Here is a 22,663-nt window from a genome sequence, read left to right as displayed (position 1 = left end):
TCCATCACGAAGCTAAACTAAGCTGTTTTATTTTTTAGCTGCTATGTTATTTAATAAATCTTCCAGCTTTTTAGCTGTATGCTCCAACAAAGTCTCTAATTCTACTTTGTACTCATCGCCGTTGGCGATGGATTCAATAGACTCCATCAGTTGTGTAAGCCTGGCTAAAGGAGCACGTACTACATTGGCCTGCATCCAGGAAATCTCTTGTAATTTCTGGTTTTGCTTTTCAACGCTTTCCAGGTACTTTATTCTTTCTGTGATATCATTAGCTAAAACAACATAGGTATCTTTACCCTTGAAATTCATTTTCTTACTCTGTACATCCATGTGCATGATTTCCCCGTTCTTTTTTATATGCCGGTATACACCATGAAAGAAAATCTCTTTTTTCATAAATGTATTCATGCCGTCGTGATTTTTTGAAATTTCTTCCTTAGGGATAATCATTCCTCCGTCCATCTTCAAAAACTCTTTGCGACTGTAGCCATAAAACCTGATTGCAGCATTATTGACATCGAGAAACTTTAAAGTTGTGGCCTCAAAGATCCACATCGGTTGCGGACTCATGTAAAACAAGTCCTTATAATTTTGACCGGAGTCACTAAGCTCCGCATTGGATAGCGATAAAATTTTCAGGTGATCTTCTAACTCTTTCTGCAAAGCGCTTATTTCAGCCGCGGCCTTCTTTTGGGTAGTAATATCCCGCATGGAACCAATCATTCTAATTGCCTTGCCTTTGTCATCCCTCAGGATATACCCGTTCTCTTCTATATGTGCATAGGAGCCATCCAATTTTTTAAATTGATAATTTAAGGTCCAGTTTTGCTTGCTTCGATCTTCCAGATTTTCGTTGACCATGTGTTCAATACTTTCCCTTTCGTCAGGATGTACTTTGGAGAGCCATGCAGAAAGCAGCGTATGTTCTATAGTGTCCTCGTAACCAAATAACTTACAATAACCATCTCCCCAGCTAATGTGATCGTCAATGATATCCCAGTCATATATGGCTTCATTTTGGGCCAGGTTTACATATTTATATCGTTCATATTCTAGCTTTAAAGCTTCTTTAGCTTGTATATGTTCCGTGAAATCTATTCCGGTACCCTGCATTTCAAAAGGCAAACCTTTAGCATCAGTTAAACAAACAAATTGCCATAAATCCACTTTCAGACTACCATCCCGGGTAAGACTATCAATTTTCACTTCAAATACATTTCCCGGATGGTTGATACAGTTTTCTGCCAGGTTGAACAATTCCTGGTACTGGTGAGGAAAAATCGCTTTGATGGCGTCCAAACCAATTAAACTATCCTCTTCATAAATCCATAAAAAATCTTTACTGAACTTATCATTGCAATAAGTAAATCGTCCATGAAAATCTAAGCGGATCACATAGTTGGTTTGATTTTCCACAAGATTTCTTAACCGAGCCTCATCTGCCAGCAATACTTCCTGCATTTTTGTGCTTTCTGTGATGTCCATGCTGGCCCCAATTAACTTGACAGCGGTTCCAGTTGCATCTAAGATAAGTTTGGCACATGACTTTAGATGCCTGATTTCACCATTTGGCCGCACAATTCTTTCCTGGAACTGCATCTCCTTTTTTGTGCTTAAAATTCCGCCCATGTTAACAGAAACCCGATGCTTATCATCCGGATGCAATAGATCCAGGTAAGCCTCAAATGTAGGAGGATAGGTACGTTTGTCAACACCGTATATATTAAACAGCGAATCTGACCACTTTACTTTATGGTTAACCACATCCCAGGTCCAGATACCAAAATGTGCCATTTCCTGGCATTGCTTCATCAGTATATTGGTTTCTTGCAGCTTTTCTATGGCCCGCCTGCTTTCAAGAATTATTTTCAACACGGCCATTGTTTTCTCAATCACCTTAAGTTCTTCTTTACCCGGAGCAGTTGGTTCTTTGTAGTAGATGCCAAATGTACCCAAGACCTCATTCTCTGCGGTGATGATTGGAAAAGACCAGGAAGCCATGATGTTAGCTTTTATAGCAACTTTTCGGTGTTTAGCCCAGCGAGGGTCATTTTTGATATCATTGATGATAATATCATGTTTTAAGAAAGCCGCTGCCCCTGAACAGCCGACGCTTTTACTTACAGGAAGCCCTTCAATCGCTGCCAAATAAAGTTTCGGAAGTGTTGGCGCTGCCCATTTATAAAGTCTGTTGTTCTTTACCTGAAGTACCGCACACTGCATCTTAGGATAAATATGCTCGATGCCTTCCAGGTAAGTATGTAGCAATCCTGGTGTCGCTATTTCTTTGATACCATTGCGTTCAAGCGTTTTTTTCTCAAGAAATTCGAGTTCGTTTAAACGTTTAATCCCCGTAATATCTATGATCATACCCTGCAGCGCTACCGGCTTTCCATTTTCAGTAATGACAATAGCCGTATCTTTTACCCAAATCAGACTGCCGTCGGCGCGGACGATCCTGTAATCAAGGGTATAATTTTTAGCTTTTTTAGTTTCAGCACGAGAAACGTTAAGCACAAATTCACGGTCGTCCGGATGGATATGATTTTCCCAGAAATCTGGTTGTGATTTCCATTGCTCAGGTGTATAACCCAGAATGGAAGTCACATGTTCACTAATATAGGTAATCTCAAATGTCTGCGCATTTGCTTCCCAAACGACTGCATTGACAGTTTTTAACAAAGATTGAAACTTGTTGCCCGCAACCGAATTGTGCAAGGCTATTTTTTTATGTGCTGTAATATCATGGGTAATTCCATAAAGCCTTACACATTTATTATCTTCAAATTCTACTTTACCAATGCTCCTGACCAGGCGATCGTTGCCTTTTGCAGTTTTCATGTTCAGTTCTATATCAAACATGTTATTTCCATGAATGGCTTCTTCCACCCAATGAGAAATCATTCCCCGCTCTTTGTTTTGTTTGTAAAAACTGATCAGGGTGGTCAATCCTATATCTTCGTCAGAACAAACTTCATGTATTTGCCGCTGCACAGCAGACCAGGTTACTTTATTATTGCACAAGTCTATCTCCCACGCTCCAACTCCAGATAGGTGTTGCATCTCGTTGAACAACTTCTCATTTTGAAACAATTTCTCGAGTGTCTTATCCTCCACGTGCTGTTGGCCTTCAACCATGCTGGCGTTGGCTATGGAGCATAGTATATATATAAGCTCCTTTTCTTCATCTAACAGGGGCGTCATGACAAGATTTGCATGACACTTCATCATTGGGATAATTACCGGCTCTTTGTGGGCGAACACCTTTTGCAAGGATAATTCCCAGTCTTCCATCAGTAAATAAGGGTTATTAGAAAAAGCTGCAGCTATTGGCCTGCCGATGAGCTGTTTCTTTGATTGATGTGCTAATCGCAGGTAGGCATCATTGACTGCCAGAATAGTGAAATTTAATGCGGTGGGCTGTAAAATCAAGCCGGGACCTGGCATTATTTGGAATATTTCTAATAGCTGCGCTGACCCAATCATACCTTAAGACTTTCAGTTAATTTCATTAGTATTTTATTTGGTTATAGGAAACGACACGATCATGAGCAATATGATGGTTTCATCCCATTAAATATAAATTTGAGCTTTAAACACTAAAAACTTGAATATAGATAATTTTTTAAACTTTGAAACTCAGCTACGAATATAATAGTTTACCGCAAGTTATAAACATGTAGTAAACTGAAATAAAATTATGCAAGTGTATTCAAAATATATATCTTGAATTTTTATTCAGAACACCTCATGAAAATCATTACCAGAAATTTAACATTCCAGGTTATCGTTGCCATCATATTAGGCATATTAGTAGGTATCTTCTTCCCTGGCTTCGCTGAATCGGCCCGTATCATCAGCAAAACTTTCATCAACATGATCAGTATGCTGATTGCACCCATTATCTTCTTTACCATAGTGCTCGGCATTGCCAGAATGGGTGATATGAAGAAGATTGGTCGTGTGGGTGGTAAAGCGTTGCTTTATTTTGAAGTAGTGACCACCATCGCCTTATTGATCGGCATGGTAGTGGCTAATCTTTTAAAACCGGGTGTCGGTGTAATCCCTGTGACTAATAAAGTCGCAGTTGCAGCACCGATGGCTACAGATTCTATAAACTGGATAGAGTTTCTTACTCAAATTATTTCCCCTAATATATTTGAGTCCTTTGCAAAGGGGGAAATACTCCAGATTTTATTTTTTGCCATTCTATTTGGATTTGGCATCAGTAAAATGGGCAATTCAGGTGCGCCATTGCTGGCAACTTTTGACCGCCTATCGCAGGTCCTTTTTAATATGATGAAATTTGTGATGAGACTGGCCCCGGTTGGTGCTTTTGGAGGGATGGCTTTTACTATAGGTAATTACGGCATACACACTTTATTGCCGATGTTTAAAATTATGGTGGTGGTTTACATCACCTGTATTTTCTTTATTTTCGTGGTCCTGAACACCATCTGTTACCTCTATAAATTCAGCTTATGGAGTTACCTCAAGTTCATCCGACAAGAAATTTTAGTTGTTTTAGGTACTTCTTCGTCGGAGTCTGTATTACCGAGCATGATCCGAAAAATGGAGAAATTTGGCTGTTCCAAATCAGTTGTCGGATTGGTTATTCCTACCGGTTATTCTTTTAACCTTGATGGCACCTCTATTTATCTTTCGGCCGCATTGATTTTTCTTACACAGGTTTTCGAAATAGACCTGACCTTGGGGCAGCAAATTACTGCAATGGGCGTATTAATGTTGACTTCAAAAGGAGCTGCAGGCGTTACAGGCAGTGGATTTATTGTTCTAGGCACCACACTTGTCTCCTTAAAGATTATGCCAATAGAGAATGTAGCGATTTTATTAGGCGTAGACAGATTTATGTCTGAAGCACGGGCCATTACCAACTTAATAGGCAATGGCATTGCAACGATCGTGATTGCAAAAAGTGAGAATGAATTTAATGATATAAAATATCAAATGGTGATAAACGGTGAAGAAGAAGAAGAATTGACTGCCGCTTAACTCAGCAATACCTCAGCGTAAGAAAAAAACTAAAAGGAAGACAATGATGATGGCAGCAATGGTTAAATAAAGCGGCAGTTTAGATTTTAGCGTCATATGAAGTAAGTCTTTGTCTAAACCCTTGTCTTCCTGTTTAAATGCCTGCAGCAATTCTACCCTTTGTTCTTCTTTAATAATTGTAATGACAGATTTAAACCTTTCGTATTCATCGCTTAAATCTGGATTGATGATCAGCATGGCCTCAAACAAAGTTCTTTCTTCTGCATCCAGCTCGTCAAAATGATAAGCATTGATCTCATCAAAATATTTCTGATTAAAATTCTTCATGTTGCTGTTTCATGTTGATGAGCTCCATTAATTGCTGAAAGCATTCAAAACGTTTCTTTTTCACTGCAGCGACATCGTTAAAACCCATGGTTTCTGCTACTTCTCTCAAGGGCAAGCCATTGATATAAAATAACTGGATCACCATTCTACAGTTGCTGGAAAGCTGATTTAAGTATAAATCTGAATGCGGTGTAACATATTTTTGCATGACTACTGGCTGACTGCCTATATTTCTATCTGTTTTTGAAATCCTGATCAATCTGATTCGGGCTTTTTGGAAAAGGTAGGTTCTGATATCACCATTACATGCTGTTAGGGCTCCAGCATTGATCTTTTCGTAAAAGGCAATCAGCACTTCCTTGTAGACTAACTTAGCCTGCTCCATGGACACCTTATAGTTGCTAATGGCCCAGCGAATAAAATCATTCCTGTACTGCTTATAAATTTTAAGCAACACATCGTTATTTCCACTCTTTATAGCACTAATAAGAATCTTTTCCATGAAACCGGGATTTAGGATTTTCTACAACAGCTCCGTATAATGACATCAAAACTAACAGGTTAGCGGCAAATATCGGCATTAACTATGGGAGCAAAAAGTATTCCTAGTATTAATTTAAAACGCTGAAGGCAATTTAATTTAAATGAAACGAAAATAATACAAGACAACATGGAGTACCCCGAAACAATTAATTGGTACCGTTGTTATTGAAATTTCATGATTAATCAAAAAACAATATCGAAATGGGTTTTATACTCGAGTTACTTATTAATGCAGGGGTACTTTTTTTATTGGCTTACCTGATGCCAAGCGTGACCATTAAAAATTACGGCACTGCAATAGTTGTGGCATTGGTTATTGGGATCCTCAATGCAACCGTAGGTTTTTTACTGAGGATCCCGTTAAATATTGTTACGCTGGGCTTATTAAACTTTGTAGTCCGACTGGTCGTTACTGCTGTAGTGATCAAACTTGCAGACAAGCTATTTTCTGGCTTTGAGGTCAGGGGATTTGGTTCTGCCCTGATCATTGCCGTTGTCATGGCATTAGTTGGCAGTTTGCTCTACTTCGGCTAATTTCACCTGAGTTGGCCATTCTGTATTTTTAATTCCTAGCGCTTCGGCATCAAACACAGGGTCTTTGCCTTCCTTCCGCTGTTGCTGGTAATCTTTAAACGCTTTCATTGCTGGTTTGCGCAACAGAATGATGGCGATCACATTAAGCCAGGCCATCATGCCTACACCAATATCCCCAAGGGTCCATGCCATCTCTGCCGTTTTAATGGAACCATAAAAGGTCGCGACAAGAATAAGCAGTCGTAATAAATTAAGCATCCACTTACTACCTTTTTTATCGAGGTAGCTTAAATTGGTTTCAGCTATATAATAATAGGCCATAATGGTGGTGAAAGCGAAAAACAGAAGTGCAACCGCCACAAAGCCAGCCCCAAGAGATGGGAAATGATGACTTACAGCTAATTGTGTGTATTCGGCACCTAAACCAGCATTCGGTACGTTAGCCACTAAAAATCCCCCATCAGGGTTGACCACATTATATTGTCCGGTAAATAAAATCATGAACGCGGTTGCCGTGCATACAAAAAGTGTATCAATGTAAACAGAGAAAGCCTGAACCAGCCCCTGTTTTACTGGATGCGTCACTTCTGCGGCAGCAGCTGCATGCGGGGCAGTACCCTGACCGGCTTCATTAGAATAAATACCACGTTTAATTCCCCAGGAAATGGCCATACCAAACACCCCGGCAAAAGCTTCTTCAAAACCAAATGCTGATTTTATGATGAGTGTGATTACTGCGGGTATCTGGTCAAAGTTTAAGACCATGATGATGGCGGCCATCAGTACGTAAGCACCTGCCATAAACGGAACAACGATTTCAGCAACTTTACCAATTCGCTTTACGCCTCCAAAAATGATCATCCCAAGCAACATCACTACACCAATACCTGTATAGGAGACCGGGATATCAAAAGCATTCTGCATGCTTATCGCAATACTATTGCTTTGTACACCGGGTAAAAACGCCGCTGTACTCAGTACGGTAACCACAGAAAATAAAACGGCGTACCATTTAACACCTAAACCTTTCTCTATATAATAGGCCGGACCACCGCGGTATTGTCCATTAATTTCCTGCTTATATATTTGTCCGAGGGTGGCTTCAATAAACGCTGATGCGCTGCCTAGAAAAGCAATCAGCCACATCCAGAATATGGCTCCTGGACCACCCATTGCTATTGCTGTGGCTACTCCAGCAATGTTTCCTGTACCCACCCTGCCTGAAATGGCAATGGAAAATGCCTGAAAGGAACTCACTCCTTTAGCAGAAGCCTTGCCATCGAAAAGTAAGGCTACCATCTCTTTGATATACCTTACCTGCAAAAACCGCGTTACGAAGGAAAAATAGATTCCTGCTCCCGAACATAATATAATTAAAGCATCGCTCCAGATGATATTATTTACTTTACTGATGATTTCGTCCATCTATATTTAAAACTGAGGATATTATTTAGAATTATCAGCGATAAAGAAAGATAAATTAGATGGTATTATCAAAATTCTTAAGTATTTAGAGAAAAAAAATTAGGCACCCTGTCCGAGATTGATCATTAAACCACCATCCATGACATAAGTGCTTCCGGTAACGTAGTCAGCCTGCGGTGATGCTAAGAATAAAGCGAGGTAAGCAATTTCCTCTGGTCTTCCGGCCCTGGCCATAGGGATATGCTTTTCTGCCTCCTTTCGCTTAGCCGGATCATCAATGGCTTCCTGATTCATTGGTGTAAGGATCATCCCTGGGGCAATGTTATTGACATTGATACCAAAAGGAGCAACTTCCAGGGCAAGTGTGCGCATCAAATTTTGAATACCTGCTTTTGAAGCATTGTAATCGGCGTTTCCAGGAGAATTGACTTCTTCATGGACAGAGGAGATATTAATGATTTTTCCAGGGATGCCTACTGCTTTACGATGCTGAACGAACTTCCTGCTGCAAAAGAATGTCCCATAAAGATTAGTTTTGATGGTTTTGTCGAAAGTTTCCGTTTCCATTTCATCCACCGGTATTCCGGAACCATTGACGCCGGAATTATTGACAAGAATATCGATACCAGAAAAATCTTTGATGATCTGCTCAAAGTTCTGCTCAATAGCCCCCTCATCACTCACATCGAGCTGAATGAGCGTGGCTTTACCGGTGGAGTGCGATTTGACCGTGTCAAGCGTTTCATTCCCGCCTTTTTCATCGGAGTAAAAACAAACAACCACATTTGCGCCTTCTTTGGCAAACTCAATGGCAATGGCGCGACCAATTCCTGAATCAGCACCGGTAATCAATGCCGTTTTATTTTCCAGTAAACCCATATTTAAAAATTAAAGCCGTTATCTAAAGATTGAATATTGTATACTAAAAACCGTGGTATACGGTGTTTTGTTCTAAAGAGTTCAAATCCTATAGAATTTAAGCTTTTGATAACCTTATTCCTTTGCAGATGCCTTATAAAAGCCAACTTCGGCTAACTGGACAGGGTGTTTTGCTGCTAAAACGGTCATTCTGATTTTAGTTGTGGTTATTAGAGGTACCCTGAACAATCTTTTATAGCCAATGGTAGTAAACTCACTAATTAGTTTCCAGTCATTGCCATCCCAATATTCAAGTAAAGCCGCAGCGTTCCTTTGCCCTTCAGCAATATTTTCTTGTAAAGAGACCCTGTCGAAAGACAAGTTTTTCTTGAAATCAATCACATAAGGCTGATGAACATCCAGCTGCACAAACGTAGTCAATTCTTTATCGGTCAATGATTTAATGATTTTTCCTTCAGCGAGGTTTTTCTTGAAGGTTTCATCCAAAATAGCCCGAAATTCATATAGACTGCTGACATCCTTATCTGCAAACAAGCCCTTTTGATTTGGTGGGATATTGAGCAGTAATAACCTATTTCTCCCTACTGAATTATAATATAAATTAACCAGGTTTTTGCCAGATCTTACTTTGCTGTCTTCTTCAGGGTGATAAAACCATCCCGGCCGTATAGAAACGTCCGTTTCTGCAGGGATCCACGATTTCCCATCAGGATCACCTGTATTCAGATAGGCGGAAGATATTTTACCCGGGGCGTTCTCAGGACTGATGCTAATAGTAGACCAGCTGGTTTCTCCGGCATTACCTTTCTCATTGCCGACCCAGCGGACATCCGGACCGACATCAGAAAACATCACGGCGTTGGGCTGCATTTCCCTCACTAACTGCCAATAGCCCTTAAAATCATACTCCATATTTTTAGCATTTTCCCCTTTGGCCCCGTCAAACCACACTTCTGCTACATCACCATAATTGGTCAGGAGTTCTTTAAGCTGGTTTTTATAAAAGGTATTATATTGTGCTGTCCCATAACTTGCATTATTCTGGTCCCAGGGGGATAAATAAAAACCAAATTTAATCCCATATTCCCTGCAAGCTGCCTCAATCTCTTTAACCACATCTCCTTTGCCGTTCTTCCATGGGCTATTTTTCACGGAATGTTCCGTGTAAGCACTCGGCCATAAACAAAAGCCATCATGATGTTTTGCTGTAATAATAGCCATTTTGAAACCGGTTTCTTTCAAGGTCCGGACCATTTTCCGGGCATCAAAATCCACAGGGTTAAAAATAGAAGGTGACTCTGTTCCGTCGCCCCACTCTTTCCCTGTAAAAGTGTTCACCGTAAAGTGGATAAAAGCAGTGGTTTCTAATTTCTGCCATTCCAATTGCTGCTTTGTGGGTTTTGGGAGTTGCTGGGCAAGGGATGCAGTTATCATCGCCAGGAGCAAGACAGGAAGTAACATTCGTTTCATCAGTAAATAATTTAATTTCTCTAATTTTTATGATAACCCACAACTTTAAACACCCATGCATGCTCAGCAGGCATCGTTTCGGGGTTCAATGCCGGCGGCACGATGCTGAGTTTGTTTTTCGTCTGTTTAAACTTTACCTTAACCGTTGAGCCCAACAGATTGATACGCTCGGCTGTCGCTATTCCGGAAATTTCAATCGCTCCCTGTGGCCATTTTGTGCAAATCACATACAAGTCATTCCCTTTAACTGTATAAAACACATCCTTTTCCTTTGAGTCGGGACGGTCACTCCAGGCCTTTGTACCATAAATTGCCTCCCCGTTAACCTTTAGCCATTTGCCCATATCAAGCAGGCGCTCCTGCATGACCAGAGGGATTAATCCATTAGCCATCGGACCAACATTGAGCAACAGGTTCCCACCATGACTCACTTTGTCTATTAATAGATCGATGAGCTGTTTGGAGGTAAAGTAATGATCCAGGTCTTCAAACTGGTTATATCCGTATGAGGTCCCGATACCCCTGCTTTCTTCCCATGCATGTTCAATCTTGTTGTTATTTAGCCTATCCCCGATCAAGTCATATTCTGTAGTATAGTAACCGCCATGTTTGCTCCGGGTTTCCTTGCCCCACCTGTCGTTAACTACCACAGAGTTTTTCACCAAAGACTCATTATAAAGCCAGGCCAGAAACGCTTCACTTTTTAGGTCCTTGCTGTGATAATCCCATTCCCCATCCGCAAAAATCACCTCCGGCTGGTAGCGGTTTACTAAATCTTTCATCTGGGGGATCATCAGGCTATCCACCCATTTAGGGATGCTTTTTGGCGAATACAAGGGATTGTTCCATTCGAGCAAAGAATAATAAAGTCCCATTTTCAGGCCCTCCTTGCGCACAGCGCTTGTAAGATCACCAATCAAATCCCGTTTTGGACCTGTTTCTACGCTGTTCCATCCAGGACTGAGTGTACTGGGCCACAAGGCATAACCATCATGGTGCTTAGAAGTAAGCACAACATAACCTGCCCCAGCAGCTTTAAATAGAGCTGCCCATTGCGCTGGATCGAAAAACTCAGCTGTAAAAAGCGGAACAAAATCTTTATAAGTAGCATTTTTTCCATATACACGTTTGTTATAATTGGTGAACAGCTGATTGCTGTCCAGCAGTCGCCGGTAATAATGTTCAGCATATTTTTCATATACGCCTTTAACCTCATTAACGGGAGCATAGGCCGGCACGGAATACAGTCCCCAATGTATGAATATGCCAAATTTCGCATCGGCCCACCACTGAGGGATAGGGCGCTGATCAATTGAAGCCCAGTTGGGCTCATATTTCTTCACTAAACCAGGCTTTTGCACCACCGTCTGTCCCTGGACAGTGATGTTTTTTGAAAAAAACGCGAGCATTAAAAAAGAAAAGAAGATTCTTACCTTGATCCTGTTCATATTTATATTGGTGTTTATCCCTAAAATACAAAATAGATCATTGAGTTTTTGAATATCGTTTTAATATTTCCAAACATGCCCGGCTGTTAAAAAAGAAACATGACTCCCCTTGTCCTTTGAGAAAAAGTCCTGATTTTATGATGTTCCAGATTTTTAAAGCAGCTTTCAAAAACAGTTTATCACCTGTAATTTGCCAGGCGTGGAAGAAACTGATCAAAGCTTCGGCTTTTATCCAACATTTTTTTTGCAGATCCGATAAGCTTTCAGCATTTGTAAAAGCATTTAAAGTTGTTTGTGCATTCTCCATGGTATAGGTTTTCATTACTGCCATTAACACAACATGCTCTATCACCGCAGCCGCATCAGGCAATATCCAGGCTGCCTTAAGGCTATTACCAAGAGAAACGCTAGCTGAAGTTTTTGCGTAGACCACATGTGCAGCAAAATCGTTTAACAACGCTACGATTAAAACTTTAAGGTCTTCATCCGGCCATATTCGATACAGGTTTGTAAAGGCTTCCAGCACCTGCAGCTGTGTGTTCATCGTTTTCTTTTCAGCTGCAGCTTTGTCCTCGAAGAAATCAGCCGGTGTTCCCCAGGACCTGTTGAAAGCTTCAAAATATCCGCCTTTATCTGTATCATGACCATGCTTTACCAGGTCCCGATACATAGCTACGGCATGATCTTTCACTAACTCATCCCCACATGCCATAAAATACTCGCTGAAGGCATCAATCGAACAGGCAAGGGCATAAATTTCCTTTTTAGTATCATTTGGTTGCCCATGATCATCAACCGTTAAAAATACCCCGCCAAAATCAATATCAATAAAGCGGTTAACGATTTCATAATAGGTTTTGTCGGCAATATTCAAATCAGGAACAGTCTTCAAGTTAAATGCAGCAGAAAAAGCCCATAAAACCCTGGCATTACTGATCACACCGGACTTTCTGAAGTTAAATAGCATCCAGTTCTTAAGTATATGCTGAAGTTCGATACCTAACTCGTCTGCAAACGCAGCCAATTGTTGGTGACTGTTGATTTCCATTTGATTACCTCATACAACCATCTGAACTGTACTATGTTTTGAGAAAAGGGCTTTGTTTTCTTAATGTAAAGAAGTGAAGACCATCATAAGCCGATGATCGCTTTATCAACATTGAAAAGCAAATGATATATTGACAAAAATTAGACATCACAGTACAATTTGATGAAATTTTCAGCGTTTAAAGGTTATAGAGGATTTAAATATTAAATAAAGCTTTAATTAAACTAAAAAATCAGACTGGAGTTATTATATAATATCAAACAGGGATAAAATAATTATAATACAGCGTGTTTTCGAATAAAATAGAAATTTATTTAGCTATTTATCTTAAAAAACTTATAAATATGGATTTTTAGCATAATAAAAACACAACAGCAAACGATTGCGTAGATTTTAATTAGCTATCTCACTAAAAAACAACTAAACAATCACTAACATTACAAAAAAAAATAAAAATAGTAAAAATAATATGCGTGTGTTTTCTACACTAAGTGAAAATTATTCGTATATTTGTATCATAGACGAACAGCAATAGTAAGTTTATAAGAAAAGCATTAAATACAGCTTCCATATTTTAGCAAAAAGATTCAAAAAGGGTCAAACGTTAATAGGAGCTTAAAAAAAATAACCCGTTCATACAGGTTTATATTTGGTTAGAAAAGGGTGGTGTCCGGATGGAACAACCCTTTCTTGTTTTACAGGCTTTTTTACTTAATTCCGGCTGATGTTGTAAATCTTTATTTTTGCTAGAATAAAATCATAAGCTACGTTCAGGTAATTCGTCTTTTCCTGCTGATAGCTATAATTAGCTTTATATAAATCAGCAATCAACAGTCTTCCTTTCTCGAACTGCTCTTCGGCAATCTGGAAGTTATCCCCAGCCAATTGATAGTTTTCCTTCATTCTCTTGTATTTCTTCCCGTAAAAATCAGCATCCCTGGTGGCTTCTAAAAAGTCTAATCTGTTTTTGTGCAGCTGATCTTTATAGGCCAGTTCGTTGGCCACTTTCTGTAACTTCAACTGGTTGATTTTCTTTTGACGGTCCAGGCCTTGTGTAATAGGAACACTGACACCAACATTCATAAAACTGTTCCCTGTCCAATTAGCAGACTTAAACATTTTGAAATTGTTATCGAAATAATTAGCACCGTAAAAGGCATTAAAGGTTAACACCGGGAGGTACCCCGCCTTTGCCCCATTAATTTGCGTAGCGATTAAAAGTTCATTCTGCTGAAGATTCTTATAAGCATAACTTTGACTTGAGTCTAAAGTCATGTGCTCTTGATAAGCCATAAACAAGCGCTCTATGTCATCTGATAGTTCAATTGACACTTCTCCAGCAGGATCAAAACCAATATAATACACCAGTCGTGCCATCGCATTGCTGGAGATATTCAACGTTTCTTCATAATTGCTCAAGGTATTGTTCAGGTCCGATTTTACAACATTGAGTTCAGTAAGCGTCAATCTCCCTGCTTCAAACTGCTCCTGACTCATTTTCAAGATTCTTGTCTTGGTCAGCGTATCAGCGATGGAAAGATTTAATTGTTCCATCGAGATTAAAGCCATGGCATAAGCATTACTCACATCAAAATAAAGTCTGTTTTCTTCCTTCTCTTTTTCCAGTTTGCTGATTCCTTCCTGGATTCCAGCTTCTTTCACCTCTTGTTTTTTTAAAGGATTGAACAAATCAATGCTTGCGTTGATCCCGGTATTAGCGGTCCATTTTGTGCTGAACCTCAATGGCAGTAATTCACCTTCAGCGGCATCAGGGTTAAATGCATTTGCTGGAACCGGGGTAACCGGAATAATCAAATTCCGCTGCAAATTAAAATCGCCGTAGACCTGGGGAATTCTTTTAAGTTTCGCCTGCGCAGTTACTTCTTTGGAAATCTGGATATCAAGATCTTTTGCCTGTAAAACTGGATTATTTTTTATGGCGAGTGCCCGGGCCTCGTCTAAAGATAAGCGCAATTTGGCTGGAGCATCCTGTGCCGCAGCGAAGATTGGAAAAATTAGTATTCCGGATAAAAGGAGTAAACGATAAAACATGCACATCATATTTAAAAAATAGCAGCTGGTTCCAGGCGACTGATTTTCACCACTGCAAATAAAGATCCACCAACAGAAATGACTAGCGTTACTGCCAATAACAATAGGGCGAGCTGCCAATCCAGGTTAATGACTAATCCAGCATTGGCTACGCCATTTTTAAAGAGCACCAACAATAAAAAAGCAATAGAAAAGCCGGCAAGTGCGAATAACAAAGCCTGGGTTAAAATTAACCTGGTCACAAATCCATTTGTAGCGCCTATGGCTTTTAGGGTTCCATAATCTACCAATCGATCCAGTGCAGAAGAATATAAAGTCAGGCCAATGATAAAAAAGCCACTTATGATGGCGAACACCACTAAAGATCCAAAGCTGACCCCAATATTAGAGGTCACGAGGATTTCCGAAAGGGTAGATTTTTCAAGCTCCTCCACCGGCCATGCCTTAACGCCAAAAAAGGTATCATTGATCCGGTCAGCCAGCGTTTCAATATCAACGCCCGGCAGTGCTTTAACCACGACAATACTCACCTTATCATTCGGGAAATTACCGTAAAAACGCGCATTACTTAAACTCGTGTACATAAAATCACCACCAAAACCCTGCGCATTTTTGGTAAGCACCCTTACTGTCGCCACCTTATTATTTATCTCCAGGGTTTGTCCGGCGTAGAGTTCAACACCTAAATTCTTCGAGTTAAAGTATTCCGCGGACACCGTATATTGCAGATAAAAATCATTGAGGCTACCCTGGGTGATTTTGTTAACATTCGGACCAGCGATGAAATCCGGGCCGTCGCTGCCAACTAAATTAACCGCAGAAGTTTTGCTGCCATCAAATGAAACACTTGTATTGGCAATAACAATGCTGTAGCTATCTTTTACCCCTTCAATGCTTTTAACTTCCTGCGCAATGCGTCCATCGATTTTACTAATCGCATTGACATTGCTGGATACATTGTCGATGATCCAAATATCATTGGCAGCTGAATTAGAATTTACAATTAACCCACTCATTAAAGTGGTTAAAAACCTTAATGTACCCAGCTGCTGCCCTATTAGAAAAATACTGACCACAATACCGATGATAATACCAATACTTTTAGGCTTATCAAAAATCATGAATTTTAAAGCAGTCCCTACCATCTCAACCTGTTTTCATAAGCTTATTGTATTTTTATCGCGCACTCCACTTTCGCATTAATTAACAGTTCGTTGCCTTTGTCAAGGCTCACTTTAAACAACCTTACCCTCCTGTCGCTGGTTTCGCCAGGCTTCTCATAGAATAATGATTTTTCCTCCAACACCGGAGAAAGGTATATAATTTCACCACTGGCAATTTGCTTGTTGTTGCCTACATAATTAACTACCACCTGCTGACCAAGCTGTACCCTATCGGCAAACATTTCATCAATTTCGCCTTTTAAGACCAGTTCACTTTGAGGCGCCATAGTAGCAAAGGGTGCTAATGCATTAACCGCAGTACCCACTTTAGCGTCCATGCTTACCAGGATTCCATTTTCCTTGGTCCTGATTAACTTATCATTTAAAGTCAACTGTGCCTGTTGTAATTGTTTTTTTAAGGCGGCAATTTCCGCCTCACCGGCAGCAGCAGTTGCTTTAGCACTTTGCAGATTCGCAAGAATCACACCTTGTTCCTTTTGTTTTATGGCCACGTTTTGCCTGGTATCTGCACCTGTTGAAGCGAGTTGCTTCGTGATAGCCAGGTCTTGTTCTTTCTCTTTAAGTATAGCGAGATACTGGTTCACATTTGCACGATCTGCCGCCGCACGGGATTGCTGTGTAGCAATTTGCCTGCGGGCCAAATCTACAGCTAAGAGATCAGCTGCATGATCGATTTTGATAATCAAATCCCCTTTTAAAAGCGAATCACCAACATTTTTATAGACCTCCGTCACAATACCTGAGGTTGCAGCAGAAAGCTGCACCAATCCGTTTAAAGGCTCCACTTTAGCAATGGCATACACTGTTTTCACGTATTCAGGCCTAGACAGCGAATCTTTAACAGCCGCCTGTTTTTCTTGTTCATCCTCCTTATTGCCACCACAGGAAAACAACAGCAGCATAGTTATACACAGGGCAAAATACTTCCCTAATTTTATATCATTTTTATTTATAATCATCCTCATTCCTCAATCGGTCAGACAAAACGCCCTCCTCTACATAAACGATCCTGTCGGCAAATGGCCTTAAACGCAAATCGTGAGTAACAACAACCACAGCCTTGCCGCTATTAGCCAGCTCTTTCAAATCCTTCATCACCAGGGCCGCACTTTTAGCATCCAACGAAGCTGTGGGCTCGTCACAAAGCACAATGGCAGCTTCGGTGACCAGCGCCCTGGCAATGGCGACCCTTTGTTTCTGACCACCACTTAATTTCCTGGGAAGGTTTTTCTGTCTGTCTCCCATATTTACTTTTTCTAGGGCAGCGATGGCTTTCAACTTCGCCATAGCCGGTTTTTCGCCTTTCAGCAACAGTGGCTGCATCACATTTTCAAGCGCATTAAGTGGACTTAACAGGTTGAAATGTTGAAAAACAAAGCTAATATTGTTTAACCTGATATTCGCCAGTTTTTTTTCCGAATAACCGGAGATGTCTTGTCCCTGGATAAAGACTTTCCCTTCTGTAGGGTAAATCACGCAGCCAATGAGTGACAATAAAGTTGTTTTCCCCGAACCCGAAGGCCCCATGATCAGCATCAGTTCTTTGTTATGGATATCTATGTTGGTGGGTTCTAAGGCAGTTATGGTCGTATCACCAGTGGTATAAACTTTTTTTGCATCTTTTAAAGAAGCGATGATTTCCATTTTAACGATTTGATGGTTAATTAAAAGCACAAAAGATAAGATTAATATAAGAAATTATAACTTTATATAAATCATCTGTTATGAAAATACTGCTTACAGGGGCTACAGGCTATATCGCACAAAGGCTTTTACCCGTATTACTGGAGAAAGGGCAACAGGTGGTTTGTTGTGTAAGAAATCAGGGTCGGTTCAACAAAGAAAAGTACAGCCAATTCGATCTTAAAGTCATTGAAGTTGATTTTCTTAAGCCTGAATCTTTGAAAGAGATCCCCGAAGACATTGATGCTGCTTACTACCTGATGCATTCTATGTCTGGAGGCAAGGAAGATTTTTCAGCAACTGAAAAGGCTGTAGCCTTGAATTTTAAAAACAGGATAGCGCAAACCCATGCCAGGCAGGTTATCTTTTTAAGCGGAATTGTCAACAGTGAGAAACTTTCAAAACACCTGAGCTCCAGGCAACAGGTGGAAGAAATGTTAGCATCAGCTACCTATGGACTCACTACCTTAAGGGCAGGCATCATTGTAGGCTCCGGGAGTGCAAGTTTTGAGATTATACGGGACCTGGTGGAAAAGTTGCCCATCATGATTGCCCCGAAATGGCTGAACACCAGATGCCAGCCGATAGCGATCAGAGACGTACTATCTTTTCTTAGTGGCGTGTTGATGAATGAGGAGACCTTTAACAAAAGCTACGATGTTGCAGGCCCTGAAATTCTTACTTATAAAGAAATGCTGCTCCGGTTTGCCAAAGTCCGGGGGTTGGTGAGGAGGATCATGATTGTACCGGTAATGACGCCCAGGCTTTCCTCCTATTGGCTGTATTTTGTCACTTCCACTTCCTATACACTCGCCACAAATCTTGTAGATAGCATGAAAATAGATGTGGTCGCCAGGCCAAATGATTTACAAGACAGGCTGAACATTACTCCCCTTCCTTATGAAGAAGCGATAAACCTGGCCTTTGGAAAGATTGAACAGAACCAGGTCATTTCCAGCTGGAAAGATGCCATGAGCACTAATGCCTATCATGCTGGTTTTAAGGAATTGGTGGAGGTACCCCAAGCAGGGTGTTTTACAGATAAAAGATCGGCAAAAGTGACTAACTCTCAAAAGGCACTTGATCGCATTTGGGCTATTGGTGGTGAAACAGGATGGTATTATGCCGACTGGCTATGGGGCATCAGGGGTTTTCTAGATAAGGTTTTTGGCGGCGTTGGGCTTCAACGTGGCCGGACCAGCAACAATGAAATTTTCACCGGCAGTGTAATCGACTTTTGGCGGGTCATTCTTGCCGACAAAAAGGAAAGGCGTCTACTCTTGTATGCTGAAATGAAACTTCCCGGCGAAGCATGGCTTGAATTCAGGATCGATGAAGACGAAGTGCTGCACCAGACTGCAACCTTCCGTCCCCTTGGCTTGTCAGGAAGGCTCTATTGGTATTCAGTTTTACCCTTCCATGCTTTCATCTTTAAAGGAATGTTGAGAAATATCACAGCTTAACCAATTGCTTTTCGAATCGCCGGAGCTACTTTATCACCAAACAATTCAATAGATTTCATCGTCATATGATGTGGCACATTCCCCACACTAGCTTGTGCCAGGAAGCGGGTATTGCCAAAGAGTTCATGCTCATAAAGGATTTTATCGATAACCTGCTGCACACTGCCTACCATTAATGCCCCTTTTGGCGTTCTCGAATAGTCAAATTGCTGACGGGTAAGCGGAGCCCAACCCCTGTCGCGGCCCACACGGTTCATCATTTTTGCATAATAAGGATAAAAATCATCCCCAGCCTGCTGCGAATCCTCACCCACATAAACATGGTTATTAATTCCAATTTGCAAAGTTGCTAAATCACGGCCAGCCTTTTTCGCGGTTTCCCGATAGAGGTTAAAAAAGGGCACAAATTGCTCTGGCATCCCCCCGATAATGGCCAGCATTAACGGAAGACCAAGTGTCGCCGCCCTTACTGCTGATGCCGGTGTACCACCCGCAGCAAGCCATATTGGAAGCGCAGACTGGTAAGGCCTTGGATAAACCCCTTTATTATCAACAGATGGACGGAACCGTCCTTTCCAGTTAAGCTTTTCACTCTCATTCACCTTTAACAGCAATTCCAGTTTTTCAGTAAACAGTGCATCATAATCCGCCAAGTTATACCCAAACAGTGGAAACGATTCAATGAAGGAACCCCTGCCGGCCATGATTTCTGCCCTTCCGCCGGATAAAAGATCTACGGTAGCGAAATCCTGAAAAACCCGTACAGGATCATCTGAGCTCAATACCGTTACGGCGCTTGAGAGCCGGATGTTTTTCGTGATGGACGCAGCAGCACCTAAGATCACTGCAGGAGATGAAGCTGCATAATCAGGACGATGGTGTTCACCAACCCCGAAAACATCCAATCCCAAATCATCTGCCAATTTAATTTCTTCCATCAGGTCTTGTAAACGCTGATGGCCATTTACTGCTCTTCCCGGAGAAATTTCCGGCTCCATATCGGCAAAAGTCATTAAGCCTAATTCCATAAAACAATCAATTTTAGTCCTTGTCAAGCCTATACCGCGCAAATACGAATCACACCGTCAAACGCTTTTTAGTTGACATCTGTAATTTAACGTAAAAAAATGGTTTACTCCATCCGGCTGTAATTTAACGGCTCGAAAGGTGCCAAATCGTAAAAGAAATGATAATTTTATGATATGACCTCTTATCGTATGACCATTAGCCAGATTTGCCTCACCATCCTGTTTTATTTTGTCTCTACACCAGTTTTTGCACAAAATAAGCAAGCATTAACGCTTGATGGTTTGCGGGCTCCTGTAGAAGTGCTTAGGGATGAATGGGGCGTCAACCATATTTATGCCGCTAACCAGCATGACTTGTTTTTTGCGCAGGGCTATTGTGCGGTGAAAGACCGTCCGTTTCAGTTTGAAGTGTGGCGCAGACAAGCCACAGGTACTGTTGCACAGTTATTAGGACCTCAAGAACTAAAACGCGACATCGGCACCCGCCTTTTTAAGTTCCGGGGCGACCTGGATAAGGAATTGAGTCATTATCACCCTGATGGGATTTCCATCATCGAAGCCTATGTGGCTGGCGTTAACGCCTATATTGATGAATTGAACAGCAACCCCCGGCTGTTACCTTCCGAATTTAAAATCTTGGGAATTACACCACAAAAATGGACGCCTGAAATTGTGATTTCCCGTCACCAGGGCCTATTGGGGAATATCAATGAAGAATTAAATACAGGTATAGCTGTGGCTAAGGCCGGTCAGGATAAGGTTAAAGAACTGATGTGGTTTCATCCAAAGGATCCCGACTTAAACATCGATCCTGCTATAGATAGCAAGCTGCTCAGCAAAGAGATCCTGGAATTATATGATGCCTATCACCGGCCACTCGTGTTCAAGGAAGAAAACACCACATCCACGGCCTCAGTTCAGCAGGCAGCACCTTTAGAACACGGGCTGGAAGGCAGTAACAACTGGATAATCAGCGGAAATAAAACAGCGAGTGGCTTTCCCTACCTCGCGAATGATCCTCACCGAAGTATCAAATCACCATCATTAAGGTATATGGTGCATTTGGTAGCACCGGGCTGGAATGTAATTGGCGGAGGAGAACCCGTGATCCCGGGCGTTTCGATCGGACATAATGAAAAAGGCGCATGGGGACTCACCATTTTTGAAACCGATGGAGAGGATTTGTATGTGTATGACCTTAATCCACAGAAACTGCACCAATACAAACACCGGGGTAAATGGGTCGACATGCAGGAACTAAACGACACTATACCTGTAAAAGGCAGTAAAGCGATGGCAGTTGTGCTGAGGTATACACTGCATGGACCAGTAACCTATATAGATTCTGTAAACCATAAAGCCTATGCGGTGAAATGTGCCTGGCTGGAACCGGGTGGTGCACCTTATCTGGCTTCACTACGCATTAACCAGGCGAAGACATGGAAAGATTTTAGAGATGCCGCACGTTACAGCCATATCCCAGGCGAAAACATGATCTGGGCCGATAAAAAAGGTAATATCGGTTGGCAGGTAGTCGGGATAACGCCAATCCGCAAAAATTTCAGCGGCATGGTTCCCATACCCGGCGATGGCAGGTATGAATGGGATGGTTACCTGGACATCAAAAAAAGACCGCATTTATTGAATCCTAAAAAAGGTTTTTTTGCCACAGCCAATCAACATGTCACACCCGACAACTATCAACATTGGAATACCATTGGTTACACCTGGGCTGATCCCTTCAGGGGAAACCGGATCAATGAAGTGTTGAACCAATCTGGAATACACAGTATCGAGCACACAAAAGCACTTCAATCCGATTACCTCTCCATTCCTGCGCGCACTTTAGTGCCGATGTTACAAAAGCTCACCCTCAGCAATGAGCTGTCCGAACAGGCAAAAGCGCATTTGATGAACTGGGATTACCGGCTGGAGAAAAATTCCGTTGCAGCAGGCATTTATGCTATGTGGGAAAGGAAACTGTCTGCGGAAGCAAACAGCAGATTTATGCCACCAGAAATCAAAGGGCTATTCACCATACAACTTAAAAAGCTGATGGGATGGCTCAATACGCCGGATGAGAAATTTGGGAAGGATGTGACTAATGGCAGGGACGCTTTCCTTGCAATAACATTTGAGAAAGCAATCCAGGAGTTAAATGCTAAATATGGCGGTACCGTTGAAAGCTGGACTTATGGTCAGCGCGAATTCAAACACATCTCCCTCAGTCATCCTTTAGCGGCAAGGTTAACCACGGCGCAAAAAGAGAAGTACACCCTGGGACCATTGCCACGGGGCGGTAACAGTCACACCCCAAACTCTACCGGAGGCAATGATAACCAGAGCAGCGGAGCGAGTTTCCGCCTTATTACCGACACGCAGGACTGGGATAAAACCCTGATGATCAATACACCTGGCCAATCGGAAGACCCGGCCAGTAAATATTACAGCAACTTATTTGAATTTTGGGCCAATGACGAATACTTTCCAGCTTACTTCAGCAAAGATAAAATCCTCAAACATACCGACCTGAGCACTACCCTTAACCCCCCAAGCAATTAACCAG

General features: G+C 41.5%; 17 protein-coding genes. 4 read left to right on the top strand and 13 right to left on the bottom strand.

The features are described 5' to 3' along the window. Positions 1–27: 27 nt before the first annotated feature. Positions 28–3,447 (bottom strand): PAS domain-containing protein, encoded by a 3,420-nt coding sequence (locus WG905_RS02925; RefSeq protein WP_339590200.1) that lies wholly within the window; start codon positions 3,445–3,447, stop codon positions 28–30. Positions 3,448–3,750: 303 nt separating this feature from the next. Between WG905_RS02925 and dctA the strand changes: the two genes are divergently transcribed. Then, on the top strand, positions 3,751–5,013 hold the full coding sequence (gene dctA, locus WG905_RS02920; protein WP_339590199.1) for a C4-dicarboxylate transporter DctA: 1,263 nt from the start codon (positions 3,751–3,753) through the stop codon (positions 5,011–5,013). 12 nt (positions 5,014–5,025) lie between these two features. Here dctA and WG905_RS02915 read toward each other — a convergent pair whose 3' ends face one another. Further along, positions 5,026–5,340, bottom strand: coding sequence for an anti-sigma factor (locus tag WG905_RS02915; RefSeq protein WP_339590198.1), 315 nt, complete (start codon positions 5,338–5,340; stop codon positions 5,026–5,028). After that, positions 5,327–5,842 (bottom strand): RNA polymerase sigma factor, encoded by a 516-nt coding sequence (locus WG905_RS02910; RefSeq protein ID WP_339590197.1) that lies wholly within the window; start codon positions 5,840–5,842, stop codon positions 5,327–5,329. The genes WG905_RS02915 and WG905_RS02910 overlap by 14 nt, the downstream gene beginning before the upstream one ends. A gap of 242 nt (positions 5,843–6,084) precedes the next feature. Here WG905_RS02910 and WG905_RS02905 point away from each other — a divergent pair, with 242 nt between their 5' ends. Continuing rightward, entirely contained in the window at positions 6,085–6,417 is a 333-nt protein-coding gene (locus tag WG905_RS02905; RefSeq protein WP_339590196.1) for a phage holin family protein, read from the top strand. Here WG905_RS02905 and WG905_RS02900 read toward each other — a convergent pair. The 9 genes from WG905_RS02900 to WG905_RS02860 form a co-directional block, all read right to left on the bottom strand. Beyond that, complete coding sequence (locus tag WG905_RS02900) at positions 6,388–7,842, bottom strand: alanine/glycine:cation symporter family protein (protein ID WP_339590195.1); 1,455 nt, start codon at positions 7,840–7,842, stop codon at positions 6,388–6,390. The two genes, WG905_RS02905 and WG905_RS02900, sit on opposite strands and share 30 nt — an antisense overlap. Positions 7,843–7,941: 99 nt before the next feature. After that, entirely contained in the window at positions 7,942–8,721 is a 780-nt protein-coding gene (locus WG905_RS02895; RefSeq protein ID WP_339590194.1) for an SDR family NAD(P)-dependent oxidoreductase, read from the bottom strand. A gap of 114 nt (positions 8,722–8,835) precedes the next feature. Then, entirely contained in the window at positions 8,836–10,191 is a 1,356-nt protein-coding gene (locus tag WG905_RS02890) for an alpha-L-fucosidase (RefSeq protein ID WP_339590193.1), read from the bottom strand. Positions 10,192–10,211: 20 nt separating this feature from the next. Further along, entirely contained in the window at positions 10,212–11,639 is a 1,428-nt protein-coding gene (locus WG905_RS02885) for an alpha-L-fucosidase (RefSeq protein ID WP_339590192.1), read from the bottom strand. 37 nt (positions 11,640–11,676) lie between these two features. Next, positions 11,677–12,687 (bottom strand): AGE family epimerase/isomerase, encoded by a 1,011-nt coding sequence (locus WG905_RS02880; protein WP_339590191.1) that lies wholly within the window; start codon positions 12,685–12,687, stop codon positions 11,677–11,679. 711 nt (positions 12,688–13,398) lie between these two features. Further along, positions 13,399–14,739 carry a TolC family protein gene (locus WG905_RS02875; protein WP_339590190.1) on the bottom strand — a complete coding sequence of 447 codons (1,341 nt, stop codon included), beginning with the start codon at positions 14,737–14,739 and terminating at the stop codon, positions 13,399–13,401. An 11-nt stretch (positions 14,740–14,750) separates the two neighbouring features. Beyond that, positions 14,751–15,884, bottom strand: coding sequence for an ABC transporter permease (locus WG905_RS02870; RefSeq protein ID WP_339590189.1), 1,134 nt, complete (start codon positions 15,882–15,884; stop codon positions 14,751–14,753). Between the two features lie 20 nt (positions 15,885–15,904). Next, positions 15,905–16,888 carry an HlyD family secretion protein gene (locus WG905_RS02865; protein WP_339590188.1) on the bottom strand — a complete coding sequence of 328 codons (984 nt, stop codon included), beginning with the start codon at positions 16,886–16,888 and terminating at the stop codon, positions 15,905–15,907. Next, on the bottom strand, positions 16,869–17,567 hold the full coding sequence (locus WG905_RS02860) for an ABC transporter ATP-binding protein (protein ID WP_339590187.1): 699 nt from the start codon (positions 17,565–17,567) through the stop codon (positions 16,869–16,871). Before WG905_RS02860 ends, WG905_RS02865 begins: the two co-directional genes overlap by 20 nt. Positions 17,568–17,647: 80 nt before the next feature. Between WG905_RS02860 and WG905_RS02855 the strand changes: the two genes are divergently transcribed. Next, positions 17,648–19,069, top strand: a complete 1,422-nt coding sequence (locus tag WG905_RS02855) for an SDR family oxidoreductase (RefSeq protein ID WP_339590186.1) — start codon at positions 17,648–17,650, stop codon at positions 19,067–19,069. Here the strand turns inward: WG905_RS02855 and WG905_RS02850 are convergent. Continuing rightward, a complete protein-coding gene (locus tag WG905_RS02850) occupies positions 19,066–20,097 on the bottom strand; it encodes an LLM class flavin-dependent oxidoreductase (protein ID WP_339590185.1) in 1,032 nt (343 codons plus the stop codon). The genes WG905_RS02855 and WG905_RS02850 overlap by 4 nt on opposite strands. A 174-nt stretch (positions 20,098–20,271) precedes the next feature. Between WG905_RS02850 and WG905_RS02845 the strand changes: the two genes are divergently transcribed. Next, positions 20,272–22,659 carry a penicillin acylase family protein gene (locus tag WG905_RS02845; RefSeq protein ID WP_339590184.1) on the top strand — a complete coding sequence of 796 codons (2,388 nt, stop codon included), beginning with the start codon at positions 20,272–20,274 and terminating at the stop codon, positions 22,657–22,659. Positions 22,660–22,663 lie beyond the last annotated feature (4 nt).

The sequence above is a fragment of the Pedobacter immunditicola genome, assembly GCF_037482985.1.
Taxonomy (GTDB): domain Bacteria; phylum Bacteroidota; class Bacteroidia; order Sphingobacteriales; family Sphingobacteriaceae; genus Pedobacter; species Pedobacter immunditicola.
This window is presented reverse-complemented; position numbering and strand designations above follow the sequence as displayed.

What these genes read in the sequence shown, in the direction of transcription:
- WG905_RS02915 (WP_339590198.1), bottom strand. Translation starts at nt 5,340, where the DNA reads ATGAAGAATTTTAATCAGAAATATTTTGATGAGATCAATGCTTATCAT.
- WG905_RS02905 (WP_339590196.1), top strand. Translation starts at nt 6,085, where the DNA reads ATGGGTTTTATACTCGAGTTACTTATTAATGCAGGGGTACTTTTTTTA.
- WG905_RS02870 (WP_339590189.1), bottom strand. Translation starts at nt 15,884, where the DNA reads ATGGTAGGGACTGCTTTAAAATTCATGATTTTTGATAAGCCTAAAAGT.
- WG905_RS02885 (WP_339590192.1), bottom strand. Translation starts at nt 11,639, where the DNA reads ATGAACAGGATCAAGGTAAGAATCTTCTTTTCTTTTTTAATGCTCGCG.
- WG905_RS02890 (WP_339590193.1), bottom strand. Translation starts at nt 10,191, where the DNA reads ATGAAACGAATGTTACTTCCTGTCTTGCTCCTGGCGATGATAACTGCA.
- WG905_RS02895 (WP_339590194.1), bottom strand. Translation starts at nt 8,721, where the DNA reads ATGGGTTTACTGGAAAATAAAACGGCATTGATTACCGGTGCTGATTCA.
- WG905_RS02865 (WP_339590188.1), bottom strand. Translation starts at nt 16,888, where the DNA reads ATGAGGATGATTATAAATAAAAATGATATAAAATTAGGGAAGTATTTT.
- WG905_RS02880 (WP_339590191.1), bottom strand. Translation starts at nt 12,687, where the DNA reads ATGGAAATCAACAGTCACCAACAATTGGCTGCGTTTGCAGACGAGTTA.
- WG905_RS02925 (WP_339590200.1), bottom strand. Translation starts at nt 3,447, where the DNA reads ATGCCAGGTCCCGGCTTGATTTTACAGCCCACCGCATTAAATTTCACT.
- WG905_RS02855 (WP_339590186.1), top strand. Translation starts at nt 17,648, where the DNA reads ATGAAAATACTGCTTACAGGGGCTACAGGCTATATCGCACAAAGGCTT.
- WG905_RS02860 (WP_339590187.1), bottom strand. Translation starts at nt 17,567, where the DNA reads ATGGAAATCATCGCTTCTTTAAAAGATGCAAAAAAAGTTTATACCACT.
- WG905_RS02845 (WP_339590184.1), top strand. Translation starts at nt 20,272, where the DNA reads ATGACCTCTTATCGTATGACCATTAGCCAGATTTGCCTCACCATCCTG.
- dctA (WP_339590199.1), top strand. Translation starts at nt 3,751, where the DNA reads ATGAAAATCATTACCAGAAATTTAACATTCCAGGTTATCGTTGCCATC.
- WG905_RS02875 (WP_339590190.1), bottom strand. Translation starts at nt 14,739, where the DNA reads ATGTTTTATCGTTTACTCCTTTTATCCGGAATACTAATTTTTCCAATC.
- WG905_RS02910 (WP_339590197.1), bottom strand. Translation starts at nt 5,842, where the DNA reads ATGGAAAAGATTCTTATTAGTGCTATAAAGAGTGGAAATAACGATGTG.
- WG905_RS02850 (WP_339590185.1), bottom strand. Translation starts at nt 20,097, where the DNA reads ATGGAATTAGGCTTAATGACTTTTGCCGATATGGAGCCGGAAATTTCT.
- WG905_RS02900 (WP_339590195.1), bottom strand. Translation starts at nt 7,842, where the DNA reads ATGGACGAAATCATCAGTAAAGTAAATAATATCATCTGGAGCGATGCT.